At 71.4% G+C, this 19,751-nt stretch carries 22 protein-coding genes; 7 read left to right on the forward strand and 15 right to left on the reverse strand.

The annotated features are described in order from the left end of the window. The first annotated feature begins 21 nt into the window (after positions 1-21). A complete protein-coding gene (locus I7X39_RS08910; RefSeq protein WP_232351840.1) occupies positions 22-351 on the forward strand; it encodes a YkgJ family cysteine cluster protein in 330 nt (109 codons plus the stop codon). A 30-nt stretch (positions 352-381) separates the two neighbouring features. Here I7X39_RS08910 and I7X39_RS08915 read toward each other — a convergent pair whose 3' ends face one another. Further along, positions 382-987 (reverse strand): OmpA family protein, encoded by a 606-nt coding sequence (locus I7X39_RS08915; RefSeq protein ID WP_198110763.1) that lies wholly within the window; start codon positions 985-987, stop codon positions 382-384. A gap of 216 nt (positions 988-1,203) precedes the next feature. Between I7X39_RS08915 and I7X39_RS08920 the strand changes: the two genes are divergently transcribed. Then, on the forward strand, positions 1,204-2,850 hold the full coding sequence (locus tag I7X39_RS08920; RefSeq protein ID WP_198110765.1) for a serine hydrolase domain-containing protein: 1,647 nt from the start codon (positions 1,204-1,206) through the stop codon (positions 2,848-2,850). On the opposite strand, the gene I7X39_RS08925 is transcribed toward I7X39_RS08920, so the two are convergent. Further along, on the reverse strand, positions 2,847-3,266 hold the full coding sequence (locus tag I7X39_RS08925; protein WP_198110767.1) for a VOC family protein: 420 nt from the start codon (positions 3,264-3,266) through the stop codon (positions 2,847-2,849). The genes I7X39_RS08920 and I7X39_RS08925 overlap by 4 nt on opposite strands. Before the next feature lie 68 nt (positions 3,267-3,334). Between I7X39_RS08925 and I7X39_RS08930 the strand changes: the two genes are divergently transcribed. Continuing rightward, a complete protein-coding gene (locus I7X39_RS08930) occupies positions 3,335-4,495 on the forward strand; it encodes a diguanylate cyclase (protein ID WP_198110769.1) in 1,161 nt (386 codons plus the stop codon). Positions 4,496-4,510: 15 nt separating this feature from the next. Here the strand turns inward: I7X39_RS08930 and I7X39_RS08935 are convergent, their stop codons facing one another. The 3 genes from I7X39_RS08935 to I7X39_RS08945 form a co-directional block, all read right to left on the reverse strand. Then, a complete protein-coding gene (locus I7X39_RS08935; protein WP_198110771.1) occupies positions 4,511-5,281 on the reverse strand; it encodes an EF-hand domain-containing protein in 771 nt (256 codons plus the stop codon). A gap of 51 nt (positions 5,282-5,332) precedes the next feature. Further along, positions 5,333-7,249 (reverse strand): RCC1 domain-containing protein, encoded by a 1,917-nt coding sequence (locus I7X39_RS08940; protein WP_198110773.1) that lies wholly within the window; start codon positions 7,247-7,249, stop codon positions 5,333-5,335. A 175-nt stretch (positions 7,250-7,424) separates the two neighbouring features. After that, complete coding sequence (locus I7X39_RS08945) at positions 7,425-8,339, reverse strand: hypothetical protein (RefSeq protein WP_198110775.1); 915 nt, start codon at positions 8,337-8,339, stop codon at positions 7,425-7,427. A gap of 237 nt (positions 8,340-8,576) precedes the next feature. Here I7X39_RS08945 and I7X39_RS08950 point away from each other — a divergent pair, with 237 nt between their 5' ends. Beyond that, positions 8,577-9,200: a PEP-CTERM sorting domain-containing protein gene (locus I7X39_RS08950; protein WP_198110777.1), complete on the forward strand. Its 624-nt coding sequence runs from the start codon at positions 8,577-8,579 to the stop codon at positions 9,198-9,200. A 45-nt stretch (positions 9,201-9,245) separates the two neighbouring features. Here the strand turns inward: I7X39_RS08950 and I7X39_RS08955 are convergent, their stop codons facing one another. The 9 genes from I7X39_RS08955 to ccmA all read right to left on the reverse strand — a co-directional run bounded on the left by I7X39_RS08955 (position 9,246) and on the right by ccmA (position 16,076). Further along, positions 9,246-9,914: a tetratricopeptide repeat protein gene (locus I7X39_RS08955; protein ID WP_198110779.1), complete on the reverse strand. Its 669-nt coding sequence runs from the start codon at positions 9,912-9,914 to the stop codon at positions 9,246-9,248. Further along, on the reverse strand, positions 9,911-10,321 hold the full coding sequence (locus I7X39_RS08960) for a cytochrome c-type biogenesis protein (RefSeq protein WP_198110781.1): 411 nt from the start codon (positions 10,319-10,321) through the stop codon (positions 9,911-9,913). The genes I7X39_RS08955 and I7X39_RS08960 overlap by 4 nt, the downstream gene beginning before the upstream one ends. Continuing rightward, a complete protein-coding gene (locus I7X39_RS08965; protein ID WP_198110783.1) occupies positions 10,318-10,842 on the reverse strand; it encodes a DsbE family thiol:disulfide interchange protein in 525 nt (174 codons plus the stop codon). Before I7X39_RS08965 ends, I7X39_RS08960 begins: the two co-directional genes overlap by 4 nt. Beyond that, a complete protein-coding gene (locus I7X39_RS08970; RefSeq protein ID WP_198110785.1) occupies positions 10,839-12,860 on the reverse strand; it encodes a heme lyase CcmF/NrfE family subunit in 2,022 nt (673 codons plus the stop codon). Before I7X39_RS08970 ends, I7X39_RS08965 begins: the two co-directional genes overlap by 4 nt. Next, positions 12,857-13,315: a cytochrome c maturation protein CcmE gene (gene ccmE, locus I7X39_RS08975; protein WP_198110976.1), complete on the reverse strand. Its 459-nt coding sequence runs from the start codon at positions 13,313-13,315 to the stop codon at positions 12,857-12,859. The genes I7X39_RS08970 and ccmE overlap by 4 nt, the downstream gene beginning before the upstream one ends. Before the next feature lie 584 nt (positions 13,316-13,899). After that, positions 13,900-14,061: a heme exporter protein CcmD gene (gene ccmD, locus I7X39_RS23195; protein WP_198110787.1), complete on the reverse strand. Its 162-nt coding sequence runs from the start codon at positions 14,059-14,061 to the stop codon at positions 13,900-13,902. Beyond that, a complete protein-coding gene (gene ccmC, locus I7X39_RS08985; RefSeq protein ID WP_198110796.1) occupies positions 14,058-14,795 on the reverse strand; it encodes a heme ABC transporter permease CcmC in 738 nt (245 codons plus the stop codon). The genes ccmD and ccmC overlap by 4 nt, the downstream gene beginning before the upstream one ends. A gap of 4 nt (positions 14,796-14,799) precedes the next feature. Next, complete coding sequence (gene ccmB, locus I7X39_RS08990) at positions 14,800-15,468, reverse strand: heme exporter protein CcmB (RefSeq protein ID WP_198110798.1); 669 nt, start codon at positions 15,466-15,468, stop codon at positions 14,800-14,802. Then, positions 15,465-16,076 carry a heme ABC exporter ATP-binding protein CcmA gene (gene ccmA, locus I7X39_RS08995; protein ID WP_198110801.1) on the reverse strand — a complete coding sequence of 204 codons (612 nt, stop codon included), beginning with the start codon at positions 16,074-16,076 and terminating at the stop codon, positions 15,465-15,467. The genes ccmB and ccmA overlap by 4 nt, the downstream gene beginning before the upstream one ends. Before the next feature lie 136 nt (positions 16,077-16,212). Here ccmA and I7X39_RS09000 point away from each other — a divergent pair, with 136 nt between their 5' ends. Genes I7X39_RS09000 through I7X39_RS09010 form a run of 3 tightly spaced genes read left to right on the forward strand, consistent with a single transcriptional unit; the run spans position 16,213 to position 18,802 of the window. Further along, positions 16,213-17,862 (forward strand): GGDEF domain-containing protein, encoded by a 1,650-nt coding sequence (locus I7X39_RS09000; RefSeq protein WP_198110803.1) that lies wholly within the window; start codon positions 16,213-16,215, stop codon positions 17,860-17,862. Continuing rightward, a complete protein-coding gene (locus tag I7X39_RS09005; RefSeq protein WP_198110805.1) occupies positions 17,859-18,332 on the forward strand; it encodes a DUF4275 family protein in 474 nt (157 codons plus the stop codon). The genes I7X39_RS09000 and I7X39_RS09005 overlap by 4 nt, the downstream gene beginning before the upstream one ends. Positions 18,333-18,364: 32 nt before the next feature. Next, positions 18,365-18,802 (forward strand): GFA family protein, encoded by a 438-nt coding sequence (locus I7X39_RS09010; protein ID WP_198110807.1) that lies wholly within the window; start codon positions 18,365-18,367, stop codon positions 18,800-18,802. Here the strand turns inward: I7X39_RS09010 and I7X39_RS09015 are convergent. Further along, positions 18,799-19,710 carry a GGDEF domain-containing protein gene (locus I7X39_RS09015; RefSeq protein ID WP_198110809.1) on the reverse strand — a complete coding sequence of 304 codons (912 nt, stop codon included), beginning with the start codon at positions 19,708-19,710 and terminating at the stop codon, positions 18,799-18,801. The genes I7X39_RS09010 and I7X39_RS09015 overlap by 4 nt on opposite strands. Between the last annotated feature and the right edge of the window lie 41 nt (positions 19,711-19,751).

The raw sequence follows: 19,751 nt of genomic DNA on the forward strand, positions 1-19,751 counted from the left end.
AAATCCCGCCCCTGCTGAGCATTGAGGGGATTGGCCACCGTGCCGGATTGCCAGACTTGCGGCGCCTGCTGCGCCACCTACCGGGTGTCCTTCTACTGGGCCGAGGCCGACGACGCCCCCGGCGGCCAGGTGCCGGCCGCGCTGACGCAGGCCCTGCGCCCGCTGGAGCGCTGCATGCAGGGCACCGCCAGCCTGCCGCCGCGCTGCGTGGCCCTGCAGGGCGAGGTGGGCCGCTCCGTGGCCTGTGGCATCTATGCGCAGCGCCCTTCGCCCTGCCGCACCGTGCAGCCGGGTGATGCGCAATGCCGCAAGGCGCGCGCGCACTGGGGGCTGGAGCCGGCCGCCGCCTGAGCGGCGCGGCCGGCCCTGCGCTTCAGTCGCTCAGCGCATCACCACCACCTGCACGCGCCGGTTCAGGCTGCGGCCCTCGGCGCTGCGGTTGTCGGTCATTGGCGCGGTTTCGCCGTAGGAGATGGTGGCCATGCGGTGCAGCGGCACGCCAGCGCGCGCCAGGTGCTGTCGCACGGCCTCGGCGCGCTCCAGGCCCAGGCGCTGGTTGTAGGCGCTGCTGCCGCTGCTGTCGGTATGGCCTTGGATCTCCAGCACGACCGGCTGGTTGTCGGCCTTGAGCTGGGCCACCAGCTGATCGAGCTGCGTGCCCGCTTCGGGGCTCAGCTGGGCGTGGCCGAGCTTGAACTTGAAGCGGTCGTCGGTCAGCACCGTGCTCATCAGGAAGCCGGGCTGCTTGATCTTGCCGGCCGCCGCGGCGCGGGCCTGGGCCTCCAGCTCCAGCGCCTTGATGCGCTCGCCCTGGCCCATCAGCCGGCCGTCCAGCGCCTTCAGGCCGTCGTCCTGCGCCTGCGCACGCTGCTGCAGGCCCTGCACATCCGCACGCACCGGTGCCACGGCTTCGTTGACGTATTCCTTGGTTGCACAACCCGCCAGGGCCAGCGCACCCAGCGCCACCAGGATCCCGCTTGTTCTCATTCGTTGCTCCATCGGTTTGGACGTATTGGCCGGCCAGGCCGGCTGGCAAGGAACGCGGATTCTGGCCATCCGGCTGACAGGCCTTGTGAGCAAACGCAGCGCAGCCGTCCGCGCGGCCCGCGCCCTGTGCGTGGCAATGCGCAGCCTGTCGCGTCGCGCTGGGTCAGGCCGCCGGTGCCGACGATGCTGCGCGCCTTTGCAACCCAGGAACCCTGCATGCCGCACCGCCTCAAGCCCCTGCTCACCGCCTTGCTGACCGCCCTGCTGGGCAGCGCCCACGCCGCCGAGCCCGTGCTCGACCCGGCGCGCATCGACGCCGTGTTTGCCGAGTTCGGTGCGCAGAGCCCCGGCTGTGCGCTCGGCGTGTACCGCGCCGGCGAGATCCTCTACGCCAAGGGCTATGGCCTGGCCGATCTGAACCATGGCGTGCCCATCCGGCCCGACACCGTGTTCGACATCGGCTCCAGCTCCAAGCAGTTCACCGCCGTGGCCGTGCTGCTGCTGGTGCAGGACGGCAAGCTGGGCCTGGACGACGCCGTGCAGCAGCACCTGCCCGAGCTCGCCAAGGCCCTGCCCGAGCGCTTCACCGTGCGCCAAATCCTGCATCACACCGCCGGCCTGAACGACTACACCGAGCTGATGATGCTGGCCGGCCATGCGCTGGAAAACGTCACCGGCGATGCCGAGGCCTTGCTGGCGCTGCGCGCCGCACCCGCCCTGCAGTTCAAGCCCGGCAGCCGGCACAGCTACAGCAACAGCGGCTACTTCCTGGCCGCGCAGCTGGTCGAGCGCGTCAGCGGCCAAAAGCTCGACGCCCTGCTGCAGGCGCGCCTGTTCCAGCCGCTGGGCATGCAGGCCACCCATGTGCGCACCGACCACACGCAGATCGTGCCGAACCGCGCCACCGCCTACGGGCCCGGCGAGAAGGGCTTCGTCATCGAGATGTCGAACTGGAACCAGGCCGGCGACGGTGCGGTGCAGAGCACGGTGCAGGACCTGGCGCGCTGGGACGGCGAGCTGGCCAACCCCAAGGTGCTGAAGCCCGAGCTGATCGAGACCCTGCGCACCCCCGGGCGCCTGAACGACGGCACGCTGCTGGGCTACGGCATGGGCCTGATGATCGACAGCGACCGCGGCCTGCCGCGCACCCAGCATGGCGGCGCCTGGGCGGGCTACCGCGCCGTGACCGTGCAGTACCCGCAGCAGCGCCTGGGCCTGGCCGTTACCTGCAACCTGGGCAGCACCCGACCCGATGCCCTGGCGCAGCAGGTGGCCAACCTGCTGCTGGCCGAGCAGTTCACCGAGCCGGTCAGCCGCCCTTCCGGAGCGCCCCAGCCCTTCGATGGCAAGGCCTTCCACGGCCGCTACTTCGACCCGCAAAGCCGCAGCCTGCTGCGCATCCAGCCCGACCCGCGTGTGCCCGGTGGCACCGAGATGCGCCTGGGCGGGGGCGGGGCGCCGTTGCGATCCCTCGGTGAGCGCGAGCTGCAATCGGCCAGCGGCATCACGCGCCTGAGCTGGTCGGCCGATGGTCAGAGCGTCGAGCTGCAGCGCCGCAGCGACAAGGTCCGTCTGCTGCTCAAGCGCCTGCCCGCCTTCCAGCCCCAGCCGGCGCAGCTGCAGGCCCTGGCCGGCAGCTACGCGGCGGCCGGGCTGAACAGCCGCTGGGAGCTGCAGTTCAAGGATGGAGAGTTGCAGGCCCAGATGCCAGGCCAGGGCCCGGCGCCACTGGAGCTGGTGGCGAACGACCTGCTGCAGGGCCCCGGCTTCGTGCTGCTGCTGCAGCGCGATGCCAAGGGCCGTGTGCAGGGCCTTGAGTACAACAGCGAGCGCGTCAAAGGCCTGCGCTACGTGCGCGGTTAAGCCGCGTGCGCCGGCCCCTTGAGCTCGATCGTGTTGCCATCGGGGTCGGTGCAGTAGAGCGAGGGGCCGTCGCCCTCGGCCCCGAAGTTGTCCGTCACCGGCCCCAGCGGCTGCAGGCCGAAGCGTGCCAGGTGCGCGACCAGGGCCTCGGCGTCGAAGGGCTCGATGCGCAGGCACAGATGGTCGACGTTGCGGCCCTCGGCGCCCGGACCGGCGCCGCCGCGCTGGCCCAGCGGGCCGCTCACTGCCACCAGGTCCAGCATCGAGCTGCCGGCGCGCAGGTGCAGCAGGCCCAGGTCGTCGCGCCGGCGCGCCAGCTGGCAGCCGAGCACCTGCTCGTAGAAGTTCAGACTGCGCGCCAGATCGCTGACGCGCAGCACGAGGTGGTCGATGCGTTGAAGGGCGAAGGGGGGCATGGCGCAAGGCGGCGGGTGGCTGAGCCGCCAGCCTAGCGCGCCCGGGTCGGCCGGCATACTGCCCCGCCATGAGCATTCTCACCAGCCTGCAGCTCATCCTGTACGCCCTGGTGTGGGGCCTGGGCTGTGCCGTGCACAGGGAAGAACGCCCGGCCTTGCTGCATTGGCTGGGCTTTGCCCTGCTGGCGGCGCTGCAGGCGGCGCTGGTGGCCTGGCGCCCCGAGGGGCCGGTGTGGCTGACGCATACCGGCAGCAACGTGGCCACCGTGTTCAGCCTGGCCTTTGCCGGCCGTGGCGTGCTGGTGTTCCTGCGCCTACGCCCGCCCGATGCGCTCTGGTTCGGCCTGCCGCTGCTGGCGCTGGGCGTGCTGCTGTTCATCGGGCCGGCGGCCACGTCGGCGCGCGTGGGCGCGATGGCCTTCTTCAATGCGCTGCTGCTGGGCGCCGTGTTCATGCAGGCGCGCCCGGCCTTCCTGGCCGAGTTCGGCCGGCGCATGGCCTGGATCGCCACCCTGCCGGTGCTGGCCCAGCTGGCGCTGAACCTGTTCTTCGTCGGCTGGGGCCTGCTGCAGCTGCCGCTGGACATCACCGGCGCGCAGGCGGTGCCCACCGCCACCTGGGCGGTGGCCCTGGTCAGCGCGGGCACCTTCAACTTCCTGTTTATCTTCCTGGTGGCGCTGCGCCTGCTGAACCGCCTGCGCGAGCAGGCCAGCCGCGACGCACTGACCGGCGTGGCCAACCGCCGCGCCATGCAGGAGCGCCTGCACCTGGAGTGGGAGCGCGCGCGCCGCTACGGCAGGCCGCTGGTGGCCATCGCCGTGGACGTGGACCACTTCAAACGCATCAACGACCAGCATGGCCACGCCGTCGGCGACCGCGCGCTGCAGGCCGTGGCCCAGGCCCTGCAGGCGCAGGTGCGCGAGACCGACCAGCTCAGCCGCCTGGGTGGCGAGGAGTTCCTGGTGCTGATGCCGCAGGCGCAGGTGGCGCAGGAAGGGCAGCGCCTGGCCGAGCGCCTGCGTGCGGCCGTGGCGGCGCTGGAGCTCCGCGGCGCTGCCGGCGCACCCATCACGCTGACGGCGAGCTTCGGGCTCAGCGAATCGCAGCCCGATGACGCCGACCGCGAGGCCCTGCTGCGGCGCGCCGATCAGGCCCTGTATGCGGCCAAGCGGCGCGGCCGCAATGCGGCGGTGCGTTGGTCCGCCGAACTGGCGGGCGCGACGGACTGAGAGGCGGTCAGCGGCTCAGCCGAAGTGGCCGAGCGTGCCGATGTCGAAGTCGCGCAGATGCGGCAGCAGCACGCCGATCAGGTCGACGGCCTCGTCGGACGGCGGGCCGGGCACATGGTCGTCGTGGTCGAGCTGGCCGTCCTGGTTGCGGTCCAGCGAGGCCACGGCGGCCTGCATCTCGGCGAGGCTCATGCTGCCGTTGTGGTCGGTGTCCACCGCCGTCACGAGCTCCTGCATCGCGGCCTCCAGCTTGCCGCGGTGGCCCTTGGGGTCCAGCACGGCCAGCAGCTCGGTCAGCGTGATGCCGGCATCCCGGTTGCCGTCGAAGCGCGTGAACAGCGCGTCCACCACCTGCGTCACCGTGGGGGCCTGGCGCGCCGGGGGCAGCGGGGGCTCCGGTGGCAGCGGCAGCGGGCCCGGCAGGCGGCTTTGCATCAGCGCGGCCAGCACCGGGGCCAGGCCAGCGTCGGCGCGCAGGCCGGCCAGGTCCGCCGGGCTCAGCTGGCCATCGCGGTTCACATCCAGGCGCAGCAAGGCGGCATCCAGCTCGCTGCCCACCACGCGCGCATCGCGGTTGGTATCCATCAGGTCCACCAACTTCTGCACCACCGGGTTCAGGGCATCCGCATGTTGGCCGCTCGGGTCGGCCACTGCCACGATCTCGGCGCGCGTGATGGCGCCGTCATGGTTGCCGTCAAAGCCGTCCAGCAGCTCCTGACGGGCCTGGGCCAGCGTGGGCCAGGCCAGGGCATGGGGCAGCGGGAGGGGGGCGTCGGGCTGGGCCATGGGGGTCTCCGGGGCGGGGCGATTGGCGCGATTTTGCGCCGCGATGGGGGCCTAGCGGGCCACCCGATTCAGCAGGGTCCAGAAGGACACCGGGGTGAGCATCAGCGCGGCGTTGCCAGCTTCGTTCTTGACCGGCAGCGGCACCGGCCAGTCGGGGTTGGCGCTGGCACCCTGGCCGAGGGCGCCCTTGGCGCCATTGCCCCAGGCCAGCACGCTGCCGTCGCGCAACAGCGCGACCGAGCCGTCATAGCCGGCGGCCAGCGCGGCCACCGAGCCCAGGCTCAGCGTGCCACTCACGTCCACCACCGGGGCCGGCAGGTTGCGGCCGTTGCCGGCCAGGCGGTTGGCGCCATCGCCCAGCTGCCCGCTGGTGGCAAAGCCCCAGCTGTACACGCGGCCGCCCTGGTCCAGGGCCAGGCTGTGGTTGCCGCCGGCCGCCACCATGGCGACGTTGGCCAGGCTGGGGCCGCCGTCGGGCGCCTTCACCAGGCTGGCGAAGGTGGGCGAGGAGCTGTTCACGCCGCCGCCGAGCTGCCCCGAACTGCCCCGGCCCCAGGCCCAGGCGCGGCCGCTGCCGTCCAGCGCCAGGGCGTGCTGGTAGCCGGCCGAGAGCGCGACGATGTCGCTCACCGGCGTGCCGTTGGCGGCCGTCACCACCAGACCGGGCAGGTAGGGTGCCGTGCTGCCCGGCCGGCCGAGATTGCCCTCGCTGTTGCTGGAGTAACCCCAGGTGACGACGCGGCCGTCGGCCAGCAGGACGGCGTTCCAGCTCCAGCCCGCCGAGATCGCCACCGCGGGCCCGAAGCGGCCGTTGCCTTCCAGGCCGATGGGAATGCCGGGCACTTTGCGCGCGCTTGCGGAGTCGTCATGCCCGGCGTAGCCGCCCCAGCTGAAGACGGTGCCGTCGTCGCGCAGGGCGATGGCGTTGTTGGCGCCGATGGAGACCGACACGATGTGGTTCAGCGTGCCGCTGCCTGTGGGGCCCTGCACCTTGCCGGGCAAGGCCGCGTAGCTGGCGCTCGCGGGGGTCAGGCTGCGGCCCAGCTTGGAGCTGCCGTTGTCGCCCCAGGAATAGACCTCGCCGTCCTCACTCAGCGCCAGGGCCGCGCCCTCGCCGGCCGACACCGCCACGATGCCGCTCAGGCTGCCCGTGCCCTCCGGGTTCTTGACCGGCGTGGGCAGGCCCAGGGCCGGCAGCTCGCTGGGCGACTTGCCCTGCCCCAGCTCGCCATCGGCATTGCTGCCCCAGGCCAGCACGTGGCCGTCCACGGTCACCACCATCTGCACGGCGGTGGCGGCGCCCTGCTGCCCCAGCGGCTGCGCCACCGGGATCACCTTGACCATCACCTTGGCGCTGGTGCTGCCGTTGCTCACGGTGACCGGATGCAGGCCCAGGCGCTGACCGGTGAGCGTGGAGCAGTCTGCCGCCACCACCAGCGCCTGCGGCGCGTCGCTGCTGCAGCTCAGCGGGCCGGCCACCAGGGTGCCGGCGCCGTCGCGCAGCTCGAACTGCGCCGCCGCGCGCACGCGCCAGGGCGTCTTGCCGGTGCTGGGTGTGGTCATGCTCGCGCTGCCGCCGGGCACCGGGCTGTAGAACGCCGTGATCGGGCCGACTTCCAGGAGCGCGGGGCCGAAGCTGGTGCCGCTCACGAACACCTGGCCATTCGCCACGGCGAGGTAGTTGCCGCTCTCCGCGTAGTAGCGGTACAGATAGGGGCCGAAGGTCTGCGTGCTGGCGTGGCCGGGGAACCACGCCGGGAACATCTGCTCACCAAAATTCATCAGTTGGCGGGCGGCCTCGGCGGGCGGGACGCTGCTGTCGGCGGCCGCAGCTGCGCTGCGGATCAGGCTGCTGCTCTGGATGCGGGGCGAGGCCTCGGCGGGGGTCTCTTCACCGCCGCCGCAGGCGCTCAGGGCCAGGCTGGCGGCCAGGGCCAACCAGGCCCGGGCATGGGTCCGTTCGAACATCGTGGGGGCTCCCTCTTTTTGGCGTGCGGATGGCCTCCCCGCCGTGCCGGCTGGGGAGTGGCAGGGCGCGCATGCTAGGCAAGCCCTGGCGTCCGGCTGCGCTCAGGCCCCCTCCGTCTTGGGGGCGGGAGTGTGTCCAGTTGTGAGTAGGGTGAAGGCGCGGCCGCGCCGGCCTTCACTCGATCTGCGGCCCGCCCTTGGCGCGTGCGTCGTAGAAAGCGTCCATAGCCGCCTGCTGGGCCTGCCGCATGGACGACGGCAGCCAACGCAGATAGGCCTCGCGAAAGCCCGGCGCGGTGGACGCCTGGCGGATGGCGCGGTCGATCGCCGTGATGGCCTCATGCCCCCAGGGCGTGCGCGGGCAGACGATGTAGCCGGTCTCCCAGTCCCCCGCCTCCTTCAGCGGCAGCGCGCTCAGCTCGCTCTTCAACCGGCCGCTGCGGCGCAGATGCTCGACGACGAAGGCGTACTCCAGCGTGTAGTCGTAGCGGCCGGCTGCCACGAACTCCAGGGTCTGGCCCACGCGTGCGGTGGTCTCGCGCGGCAAGGGGTTGGGGCCCTGCACCGCGGCGTCGAGCGCGGCGCCGTAGCTGCGCGCGCTCTCCAGCCTCCCGCGCAGCTCCGGGCGGGTGCGCAGCTCGGTGATCGAGGCGCGGCCGTTGCTGCCCAGCACCGCCTCGGCCTGGGCCGTGCGCACCACCAGGCTCACCGGCGCCAAGCGCACCGCCGGCGTGAGGTAGGCCAGCTGCAGGCGCTCCGGGCTCTTGCGCAAGGGCCCGGCGCACAGGGTCTGGCCCTCGCCGATGAAATGCCAGAGCCGCGCCGAATTCACCAGCTGGGGGCGGTGTGTGAACTCCGGCAGGCGCTGCGCAATTTCCTGGAAGAGCCGGTCGAACTGGCCATCGCCCAGCTCTTCGATGCGCGAAGGCTTTTTCTCCGGAGCCAGCACAAAAGCCGGCGGCCAATCCACCACCGCCCAATGGATTTCCGGTTGCGCCTGGGCGCTGCCCAGGCTGGCCCCGGCGAGGGCGAACGCCAGCCAAGGCCGAAGCAGGGAGCGAGGAAAAGCGGGGTGACCTGAACGGCGCAAGGCGGGTCTCCAGCGGGGGGCTGGAAATGATGATGCCATCGGCCCAGGGATGGCGTCCGGCCGTCGCGGTGCAAAACCCAGCGAATCCGAAGGATCATCGGGGCGTCGGTTCTCTTGACATGTCCTCTCCGGACAGCGGACTGAGGGCCAGTCAAATCAGAGTCTTGGAAGCACTGGCACAGCCTATGCGTGTACTTGGCTGTCGTTCGGTCTGGACGTTTGCCCAAAGGAATCGCGATGAATGCTCTCAAATTGACCCTTGGCGCTCTGTCGCTTTGCGCCGCCACATGTGCAAGTGCCGCGCCGGCCCTGGTGAGCATGAGTGGTGGGGCGAATGCCACCTCCGGCTCCGACCAGCTCTACGGCTGGCGGTTCACCGTCAACAGTGCCATCACGGTGACCTCGCTAGGCGCCTATGACGACGACCGCGACGGGATGGCGATCCGGCACGACATCGGCATCTACCGCTACAGCGATCAAGCGCTGCTTGCCTCGCTCACACTGGGCGCGGGCACCGGCGGTGTGCTGGATGGCGACTTCCGGTACGAAGCGCTGCTGTCATCGGTGGGCTTGGCCGCGGGCGACTACGTCATCGTCATGACGATGCCGCAGGGCAATGCCGACCGGCAGCGGATCATGGTGGACTCCTTCAGCACGGCGCCCGAGATCACCTGGACGGATGGTGCCTTTGACGGCGGCAGCTCGCTGGCCTTCCCCTCGACTTTCGGCGCCTTCACGCCGGGCATGTTCGGGCCCAACTTCCTGTTTGAGAAGGATGGCAAGGTGCCTCTGCCGGCCACGCTTTCTCTGGCCCTGCTGGGCTTGGGCCTGCTTGCGCGGACGCGTCGGCAAGCGGCCTGAGCCGCGATTGATTCGCGCTTTGCGGGCGCCGCGCTACCGCGCGGCTCAGGGCTGGGCCAGCTCTCCCATGCTCCGCTCCGCCATCTCCCGCAGCGGATGCCCCTGCGGCGCCACTTTCAGCAGCCGCTCCCAGTGCACTCGCGCCTGCGCCTTGTCCCCGGCGCGCAGTGCGCGCGTGCCGGCCAGGGCCAGGGCCTTCACCGAATCCGGGTTGATCTGCAGCGCCCGCGCCAGCAACTCGGCGGGTTCGCCCTCCAGTGAGCCGCCCTGGCCGGTGGCGCGCACATCGGCGAAGTCGGCCAGCAGCTCGGCATTGGCGCCGTCCTGTTCCACCGCCTTGCGGTAGGCGGCCACGGCTTCGTCCATGCGGCCGAGCACGGCGTACGAGCGGCCCAGCATGGCCCAGCCGGCGGGGTCTTGCGGCTGCTGCTGCAGGCGGCTGGCCAGGCGCTGCACCATTTCCTCGGTGCGGTCGGGCGCCTGCACAGGGCTCAGGGCGGCGGGGTTGCCCTTCCAGGCGTAGCCGGCGGCGGCCAGCAGAAGGGCGGCGCCCAGGCAGGCGGCCAGCAATCGACCGGGCGCGCGCGGCGGTGGGGGCGTGAGCACCAGCTCGACGATGCGGCGCTCCAGTTCGGCCTGCTGATCGGCCGGGGCGCCGGCGGCGCGCAGGGCCAGGCCTTGCGCGCGCAGGGCTTCGAGTTCGGGGCGGTTCATCGCGGGTCCTCCCCGTCCTCGGGGTCGGGTTCGAAGGCGGCGGCGGGCTGCTGGGCGCGGCGGCGCAGGGTCCAGGCCAGGCCAGCCAGCGCCCCCAGGCCCAGCAGGGCCGGGCCGGCCCAGAGCAGCCAGGTGCTGGGCTTGACGGGCGGGTTGTAGAGCACGAAGTCGCCGTACTTGGCGGTCAAGTCCTCAATGACCTGGGCCTCGCTTTTGCCGGCGGCGAGCTGGTCGCGCACGCGGTTCTTCAGGTCCACGGCCAGCGGGGCGTGGGAGTCGGCAATCGTCTGGTTCTGGCACACCAGGCAGCGCAACTGCTGGGCCAGCGCATGGGTGCGGGCGTCGAGCTGCGCATCGGCGCGGGCGGTGCCGGCCAGCAACAGACACAGGAGCAGGAGGACTCTCATAGCTGCTTCAACAGGGGTTCGATGCGCTCGCGCATCAGCTCGGCGGTGAGCGGGCCGACATGCTTGAAGCGGATGCGGCCCTGGCGGTCGATGACGAAGGTCTCGGGCACACCGTAGACGCCGAACTCGATGCCGAGCTGGCCGCGCTCGTCGAAGCCGATGGCGTGGTACGGGTCGCCCAGGCGGCGCAGCCAGGTTTGCGCGGCCTCGCGCTGGTCCTTGTAGTTCAGGCCGATCAGCTGCACGCCGGGCTGGCGCTTGGCGAAGTCGACCAGCAGCGGGTGCTCCTGCTGGCAGGGCGTGCACCAGCTGGCCCACACGTTGAGCAGGCTCACGCGCCCTTGCAGATCGGCGCTCCTTAGTGCGGGCTTGCCCTCGTGCAGCGCGGCCAGCTCGAAGGCGGGCGCGGGCTTGTCGATCAAGGGCGAGGGGATCTCGCGCGGGTTGAGCTGCAGGCCACGCGCCAGCAGCAGGGCCAGCAGGCCGAAGGCGAGCAGGGGCAGCAGGGCCTTGAGCTTCATGGTGTGGCGCCTCCCAGCGGCCGCTCCGGAACGCGCTCGGGCGGTGGGACCGCGGCGGGGGCTTGCGCCACGCGGGCGCTCAGGCGGTAGCGGCGGTCGCGCCAGGCCAGCAGGCCGCCTGCGGCCATCAGCAGGCAGCCGCCCCAGATCCAGTCGATGAAGGGCTTGACGTAGACGCGCACGATCCAGGCATTGCTACCCGCCAGCGGTTCCCCGAGCGACACATACAAATCGCGCAGCAGCCCGGCGCGGATGGCGGCTTCGGTCATCGGCATCTCGGAGCTGCGGTAGACGCGCTTCTCGGGGCGCAGCTCGGCCACGAACTCGCCCGCGCGGCTGACGCGCATCAGGCCCTGCACGCCGCCGTAGTTCGGGCCTTCGATGCGCTGCAGCCGCTCCAGCTGGAACTGGAACCCTGCGACCTCCACCCCCTGGCCGGGCGCCAGCGCCACGTCGCGTTCCACCTGCAGGCTGTTGACGAGGGTGACGCCGACGATGAACACGCCCACGCCCGCGTGGGCCAACTGCATGGCCAGCACCGAGCGCGGCAGCGCCTGCCAGCGGACGCCGAAGCCCTGGCCGTTGCGGGGCCACAGGCGCTCGGTCAGATCGGCCGCGCAGCAGGCCAGCACCCAGCCCGCCAGCGCCAGGCCGAACCAGGCCGCGGCGCTGAGCCGCCCGCCGCCCACGGCCCAGCCGAAGGCGCCGGCGGCCAAGGCGGCCAGCAGCGCGGCACCGCGCAGGCGGCGTGCCAGCGCGGGCCCTTCGTCCTGCTTCCAGCGCAGCAGCGGGCCCACGCCCATCAGCACGATGACCGGCACCATCAGCGGCACAAACACCGATTCAAAGTAAGGCGGGCCGACCGAGATCTTCTGCCCGGCCAGTGCATCGAGCGCCAGCGGGTAGAGCGTGCCCAGCAGCACGGCGCCGCAGGTGGCCAGCAGCATCACGTTGTTGCCCAGCAAAGTGGTCTCACGGCTGAGCAGGCCGAAGCGTGCGCCCAGGCCCATGCGCGCCGCGCGCGCGGCAAAGAGGCTCAGCGAGCCGCCCACCACCACCACCAGGAAGCCGAGGATGAAGAGGCCGCGCTTGGGGTCGGTGGCAAAGGCATGCACTGAAGACAGCACGCCCGAGCGGACCAGGAAGGTGCCGAGCAGCGAGAGCGAGAAGGCCAGGATGGCGAGCAGCAGGGTCCAGCTGCGGAAGGCGCCGCGCTTTTCGGTGACGGCCAGCGAGTGCAGCAGCGCCGTGCCGGCCAGCCAGGGCATGAAGCTGGCGTTCTCCACCGGATCCCAGAACCACCAGCCGCCCCAGCCCAGTTCGTAGTACGCCCACCAGCTGCCCAGGGCGATGCCCACCGTCAGACTGGCCCAGGCGGCGGCCGTCCAGGGCCGGGCCCAGCGCAGCCAGCGCTGCAGGTCGTCCTCGGGCGCCAGCAGCGCGGCGATGGCAAAGGCAAAGGCCACCGCAAAGCCCACGTAACCCATGTAGAGCATGGGCGGGTGCAGCACCATGCCGGGGTCCTGCAGCAGGGGGTTGAGGTCGGCGCCCTCTTCGGGCATGGGCAGCAGGCGCTCGAAGGGGTTGGAGGTGCTGAGCATGAAGAGCAGGAAGCCGAAGGCCAGGGCGCCCATCACCCCCAGCACACGCGCCAGCAGTGCCGGCGGCAGGCTGCCGGCCTTGCGCTGCAGGGCCGTCATCCAGCCCACCAGCAGCAGGGCCCAGAGCAGCAGCGAGCCCTCATGCCCGCCCCACACGGCGGCCAGGCGGTAGGGCAGCGGCAGCTCGGAATTGCTGTGCTGCGCCACGTAGGCGACCGAGAAGTCGTGCTGCACGAAGGCCCAGCTCAGGCACAGATAGGCGAGCAGCACGGCCAGCGCCAGGCCACGGCTGAGTGGGGTGGCCAGCGCCATCCAGTCGGCACGGTCGCGCTGGGCGCCGAGCGGTGGCAGCACGGCCAGCAGGGCGGCCAGGCCCAGGCCGAACCAGAGGGCGAAATGGCCGAGCTCGGGGATCACTTGGGCGCTCCCATGCTGCGCTGCGCGCGTTCGCGGGCCTGCTCGGCCTGGTGCAGCGCATCGGCCGCCTCGGGCGGCATGTAGTTCTCGTCGTGCTTGGCCAGCACCTCGCGCGCGGTGAACTGGCCATCGGCCCCGAGCTGGCCTTGGGCGACGACGCCCTTGCCCTCCTTGAACAGGTCGGGCAGCACGCCTTCAAAGCGCACGGGGATCTGGTGCAGGTTGTCGGTGACCTTGAAGCTCACCTGCACGCCCTGACGTTGCACGCTGCCGGGCTCGACGAGGCCGCCGAGGCGGAAGCTTCTTCCTTTCGGGGCTTCATTCGCGGCGACCTGGGTGGGTGAGTAGAAGAACACCAGATTGCTTTGGAAGGCGTTCAGCACCAGGGCGGTGATGGCGGCGAGGGCCAGGGCGATCAGGCCGATCAGGGCGAGGCGGCGGTGGCGGGGTTTGATGGTGCTGCTCATTTGTCTTGCTTCCTCTTACTGCCGGCGAGCCCGTGGGGTCTTCAACCCCACACCCCGACCCGCATTTCTTTGCTGCGCCAAAGAAACGCGGGGCATCGAGCGGCGCTTGAATGCACGCACGCCGCCTAGGGCGGCGCGCGACTGCACGTCCGGTTCACATGGCTCCCACACCCCTCCTGGGACTGCGAAAACCTGCCCGCTAAGCTGGCCGGAGTACCGGCCGTCTAGACCACCGCAAACCATCACGGGCTCTCTGCGATGAACGGACCCCCAACGAGCAATCAGGCGGCCCGTTGCGCTGGTTGGGGGTCTGTTCTTCGGAGCGCGGAGGCCATGGTCCTCGCTGCCCGGGACGACCGGTACCCCGGGCGCCTTCGTCGTCCTGCCCATGGAAGTCAGAGAAGGGCTCGTGTCAGTGTGAGCCCAAGCACCGCCATCACAGTTCGCCCCTAGGGCGACTGTGTGGGTTGGCGCCTTTCTTTGCCCCGCGTTTCTTTGGCAAGACAAAGAAATGCGGGTCGGGGTTCGAGGGTGAAGCCCCGGATGGCTGCACCGAGATGAACAAGCGGCACTCATTCGCCCAGCTCCTCATCCCCCACCAAAGCCCGCCGATGCCGCGCCCGAGCCAACAAGGGTTCGACCACGAAGACAACCAGAGCCATTCCATACGAGCCCCACACATAGAGCCCATACCCACCCATCGCGAAGAACTCCGACACCGAACCCCAGTTCATGACGCACTCCCCCGCAGCGCAGCAACCCAGCCGGCCTCCCGCTCACGCTCCAACACGATTGCCCGTGCCCGCATGAACACCACCGCGAAGGCGTAGGCCCAGCAGGCCAGGGTGGTCAGCAGCATGGCCTGCAGCATGGTCTCGGCCATCTTGGGCGCGGCCGTCAGGCTGATGGTGGCGCCCTGGTGCAGGGTGTTCCACCAGCGCACCGAGAAGTAAATGATGGGCACGTTCACCGCGCCCACCAGGGCCAAGAGGGCGCCGGCCGGGTCGGCCCGCTGCGGGTCTTCGATGGCGTTGACGAGCGCGATGTAGCCCAGGAACAGGAAGAGCAGGATCAGCTCCGAGGTCAGGCGCGCGTCCCACACCCACCAGGTGCCCCAGGTCGGCTGGCCCCAGAGCGCGCCGGTGACCAGCGCCAGCAGCGTGAACAGCGCGCCGGTGGGCGCGATGGCGCGCGCCAGCATCGAGGCCATGCGCGCCTTGAAGGCCCAGCCGATCGCCGCCCAGAAGGCCATGGCCAGGTAGAGCAGCATCGACAGCCAGGCCGCGGGCACGTGGATGAAGATGATGCGGTAGGCCTCGCCCTGCGTGGCATCGGTGGGGGCGACGAAGAAGCCCATGTACAGCCCGGCCGCGCCCAGCAGCGCGGCCGCAAGCCACAGCCAGGGCAGCAGGGCGCCGGTGAGCGCATAGAAGCGCACCGGGGCGGCGAAGGTGTAGAAGCGACTCATAGGTTTACGCGACGGCAATGCGCAAGGCCGCGCCGGTGGCCGGCGGCGCGCCCAGCAGGGTGGCCAGCAGCAGCGCGCCGAGCAGCGAGTAATGGCCGCCCACGGGCAGGCCGGCTTCAAAAGCGCCCACGGCGCCACTGCCGAAGATCAGCGCCGGCATGGCCAGGGGCAGCACGATCAAAAGATTGAGCAAACCACCGGCGCGCAGGCCCAGGGTCAGCGCGGCGCCAAAGGCGCCGAGCAGGCTGAGCACCGGCGTGCCCAGCAGCAGGCCCAGCCACAGCAGGCCCAGGGGCGCGGCGGGCAGTCCGAACATCAGGCCCAGCAGGGGCGCGGCCAGCAGCAGGGGCAGGCCGTGCGTGAGCCAATGACCGGCGGCCTTGGCCAGGGCCAGCAGCCAGGCCGGCTGGCCGGCCAGCAGCAACTGGTCCAGGCTGCCGTCCTGCCAGTCGGCGCCCCACAGCAGGTTCAGCGAGAGCAGCGTGGCCAGCAGCGCGCCCACCCACAGCACGCCCGGGGCGATGTGGCGCAGGGTCGCCGGCTCCGGCCCGATGCCCAGCGGGAACAGGCTGGCGGCGACGACGAAGAACACCACCGGCAGCAGGGCTTCGAGCGGCCGGCGCAGCGCCAGGCGCAGCTCGCGCCGCAGGATCAGCCAGAAGAAGGCCCTCATGGCGCTGCTTCCAGCTGCACGTCGCGCGTGGCCAGGCCGGGCAGTTCCTGGTGGCTGGTGAAGAGCAGCGCGCTGCCCGCGGCCAGCAGGTCCTGCAGCAGGCCGCGCAGCGTGGCCAGGCCCTCCTGGTCCAACGCGTCGAAGGGTTCGTCCAGCAGCCACAGCGCTGCGGGTGCGGGCAGGGCCAGGCGGGCCAGGGCCGTGCGGCGGCGCTGGCCCTGGCTGAGCTGGCGGGCCGGCCGGCGCGCCAGGCCGCCCAGGCCCAGGGCCTGCAGCGCGGTCTTCAGCTCGGCGGCGCCGCAGGGCTGGCCTTGCAGCGCCGCGGCCAGGCGCAGGTTCTCGGCCACCGTCAGCTCGTCCTTCAGGCCGTTGGCATGGCCCAGGTAGCGCGGCGGGCGCGGGCAGTGGAAGCTGCCCGCAAAGGGTTGGCCCAGGCCGGCCAGGGTGCGCAGCAGGGTGGTCTTGCCGCTGCCATTGGCGCCGCGCAGCCACACCGCCTCGCCGGCCCGCAAGGCCAGGCCCAGCGGCGCAAACAGCGCGCGCTCGGCGCGTGCGCACACCAGGGCGTTGGTGCGCAGCAGCTCGGGGGTGGGGGTCTTGGTCTCCATGCTCGGGCCGCAGTGTGCGATGGCAGGCCCCGGGGCGTGATTGAACTGGGTCAACCCGGCCTGGGGATTGCCCTAGTTCGGCCCTCCGCAAAGCGGGCGGCTTTGACCTGGAACAAGACCACGGATGATGCCGCCCATGCTGAGCCCCGCCCTCGAATCCGACCTCACCCGTCTGGCCGGCCAGGCCCTGGTGCGACCGGCCGACACCCTGGCCGAGCTGCAGACCCTGGAAGCCGCCCTGCCCGCGGCCGAGCAGCAGGCCGCCGCCCTGGCCCTGGCGCGCGTGCGCGGCCTGGCCGAGGTCTGCCACGGCGAGCTGGCCGGGCTGGAGCGCCTGCTGGCCGCGCAGCGCGCCAGCACGGCCGCCCCGGCGCGCCTGCGCTTCGACCTGGCGCGCACCCTGGCCATCGCCTACGCCCACACCGGCTTGCACGACGACTCGCTCGAATGGGCGCGCCACGCGCTCGACCTGGCCCGCCAGGCCCAGGACCCGCAGGCCCAGGCCGAGGCCCTGCTCTCCTGCGGCGTGGCGATCTCGCGCGGCGGCGACGCCGAGCAGGGCCTGGCCCTGTACGCCCAGGCGCTCGAAGGCTTCGAGGCCCTGGGCCTGGCGCGCCTGCAGCTGGCGGTGCGCAACAACATGGGCATCAACCTCAAGAACCTGGGCCGGCCGGCCGAGGCCCTGGCCCAGTTCGAGCAGGCCCTGGCACTGGCCGAGGCCCATGGCCTGCACGATTCCGCCGCCCTGCTGCGCACCAATCTGGCCGAGCCCCTGGCCCAGCTGGGCCGCCTGAACGAGGCGCGCGCCGTGGGCGAGCAGGCCGCCGCGGAACACGCCGGCCGCAGCCACCCGGCCGGCGAGACCACCGCGCGCATCGGCCTGGGCCTGGTGCTGCTGGAATGCGGCGAGCAGGAGCGCGCCGCCGCGCAGTTCGAGCGCGCGCTGGCCCTGTGCACCCAGACCGGCGACCGCCTGACCCTGCAGCGCGCGCACTGGCAGCTCAGCCAGCTGCACAAGCGCGCCGGCCGTCACCAGGAAGCCCTGGCGCATCTGGAGGCCGCGCATGAGGCCGAGCGTGCCCAGTTCAACGAGGACTCCGACCGCCGCCGCCGCGCCCTGCAGGTGCAGGCCGAACTGCTGGCCGCGCAGACCGACGCCAACCAGCAGCGCCTGCGCCGCCTGGAGCTGGAGCGCGCCCACGCCGAACTGCGCAGCCTGCACGAGCGCCTGCAGGCCGCCGACCGCGAGAAGACCCGCCTGCTGGCCCGCCTGGCCGAGGAAAGCCGCACCGACGCCCTGACCGGCCTGGCCAACCGCCGCCAGTTCGACGAACGCCTGACGCTGGAGTGGCCGCGCAGCCCCGGCCTGCAGCTGGCCCTGATCGACGTCGACCACTTCAAGCAGGTCAACGACCGCTTCGGCCATGCCCTGGGCGACGCCGTGCTGCAGGCCCTGGCCCAGCCGCTGCGCGAGGCCCGCGCCGACCTCGCCCTGCGCCTGGGCGGCGAGGAGTTCGGCCTGCTCTTCCTGCACGGCGACCGCGAGCGCGCGCTGCAGGCCTGCGAAGCCCTGTGCGAACGCCTGCGCCGCCAGGACTGGGCCGCCCTGCACCCCGAGCTGCACATCACCGTGTCCATCGGCCTGGCCGGCCGCGCCGAGATGGCCGCCGCCCCCGACCTGCCCGCCGCGCTCTATGCGCGTGCCGACGCGCGCCTGTATGCGGCCAAGCGGGCGGGGCGGGATCGGGTGGTGGCGGATGACGGTCAGGGGAGCTTGGCGCCATGAGCCGTCGTGAATGCCCGCCGATCCCCGAAGTAGCGCTGATCCGTGCCTACTCCCCGGCCGAAGCGGCGCAATGGGCGCAGGACTGGTTGGCGGTGTATGGCAAGGATCGCCAAGGCATGAACACCAAGGACTTTCTCTGGCATGTGTTCAGTGGCGGCCGTTACCCCTCGCTTTCCGGAGCGGAGGCGATGTCAACGTACCGGCAGCAGACTGGGGTCGAGTTCGTCGTGCTGGCCAATGACCGCAAGCAGGCGCTGCTGCTGTCTCAGCCCCCGCAGGGGCCGCCCTGGTCGGACTGCTATGTCTTTCCGCCCAATCTGGCCTGGACGCTGGCGTTCACCCATGAGGCCGGTTGGCTGGGGCCCTACTTCGCTCGTCACCCGGACTTCGCGGCGCTGAACCATGCCAATCAGCTGAAGCTGCAGAAGCGCCTGGAGGCCGAGCGTGCACGAGCAAAGGGGTGGTGCTGATGCCTTCCCGCCTTACCGGAGGAAGCCAAGCCATGCTGCAAGGTGAATGCAATTGCGGCACCGTCCGCTTCGAGATCGACGGCGACCCGGGTGGCATTTACGTGTGCCACTGCTCGATCTGCCGGCGCGCCACCGGTGCCAACGGCATCGCCGTGCTGGTCGTGCCCAAGAAGCGCCTGCGCTGGCTGCAGGGCCAGGAGGCGATTGCGCAGTGGAGCAAGCCGGGGGCCGACTGGCATACCTGGTTCTGCCGCCACTGCGGCGCGCGCGTGCCGGGCGAGAACGATGCGAACACCCTGTTCGTGCCAGCCGGCACGATCAGCGTCGGCGGCGAGGGTCTGCGCGTGCGGCACCACCTGTTCGTCGGCTCCAAGGCGGGCTGGGAGGTGATCGGCGACGACGGCGCCGAGCGGCACCGGGAGGGCCTGCGCAGCCCGCCACCCGGTGCATCTGCGCCTGCTGGAACTTAGGCGAAGACCGACGGCAGCGCCGAGCCCGTTGCGTGCGGCGGCGCACTGTTCGGAGTGGGCAGGCTGGATGAGTGCTCGCCCGCCGAAGCCTGAGTGCACGCCAGCTCGGTGCTCCACGGCACCACGCGATCCCGCCCCGACCGCTTGGCTGCGTACAGCGCGCGGTCCGCGCGTTCCAGCAGGCCGGCCCACGCCGCATCGTCGTCGGGCATGGCGGCTGATTCCGCGCAGCCTGCCGAGAAGGTGTAGCGCTGCTCACTGCCATCCGCCATGCGCACGCGTTGCGCCCTGGCTTCGGTGGTCAAGCGCTCGGCAAGTTCCAGTGCCTGAGCCGAGCTGGCGCCCGGCAGCAGGATGCAGAACTCCTCGCCGCCGATTCGCGCCACCAGGTCCGTCAGTCGCAGTCCAGCCTGCAGCTGGCGCGCCGCATGCACAAGCACCCGGTCGCCGCCGCTGTGCAGATGCCGGTCGTTGATGCACTTGAAGTGATCCAGGTCCAGCAGGATGACGGCGATCCCGCTGCCGTCCGCGCTGCGTCGCAAGGTGCCGGCACGCTCCATCAGGGCGCGTCGCGTCAACAAGCCCGTCAGGCCGTCACGCTGCCACTGCGCGACTTGGCGCTGGGTGTCCGCCCGCAGGGCCCGGTCGACCAGTGCAAAGGTCAGTGCGGGCGGCAGGGTCATGGTCAGCAGCCCAAGCAGCAGTCCCGGTTTCAGTTGGATGGGCGCGCTCGTCCAGGTGTGCAGCGCCAACCCGAACAGAAGGGCTCCACCGGCAAGATGCCCCGTGATCCAGGCCAGCAGGCAGAGATTGGCTTCGGCACAGAGCTTCGGCAACAGCCTGGCCAAGGTGCCGGCGCACATCCAGGCCAGCACGGCGGTGCTCAGTAGCAGCAGGCTGGGCGGCATCAACGCACTCAGCCCTGTCGTTGCAGTCGACATAAACCTCC

Source organism: Inhella proteolytica (assembly GCF_016093275.1).
Lineage (GTDB): Bacteria > Pseudomonadota > Gammaproteobacteria > Burkholderiales > Burkholderiaceae_C > Inhella > Inhella proteolytica.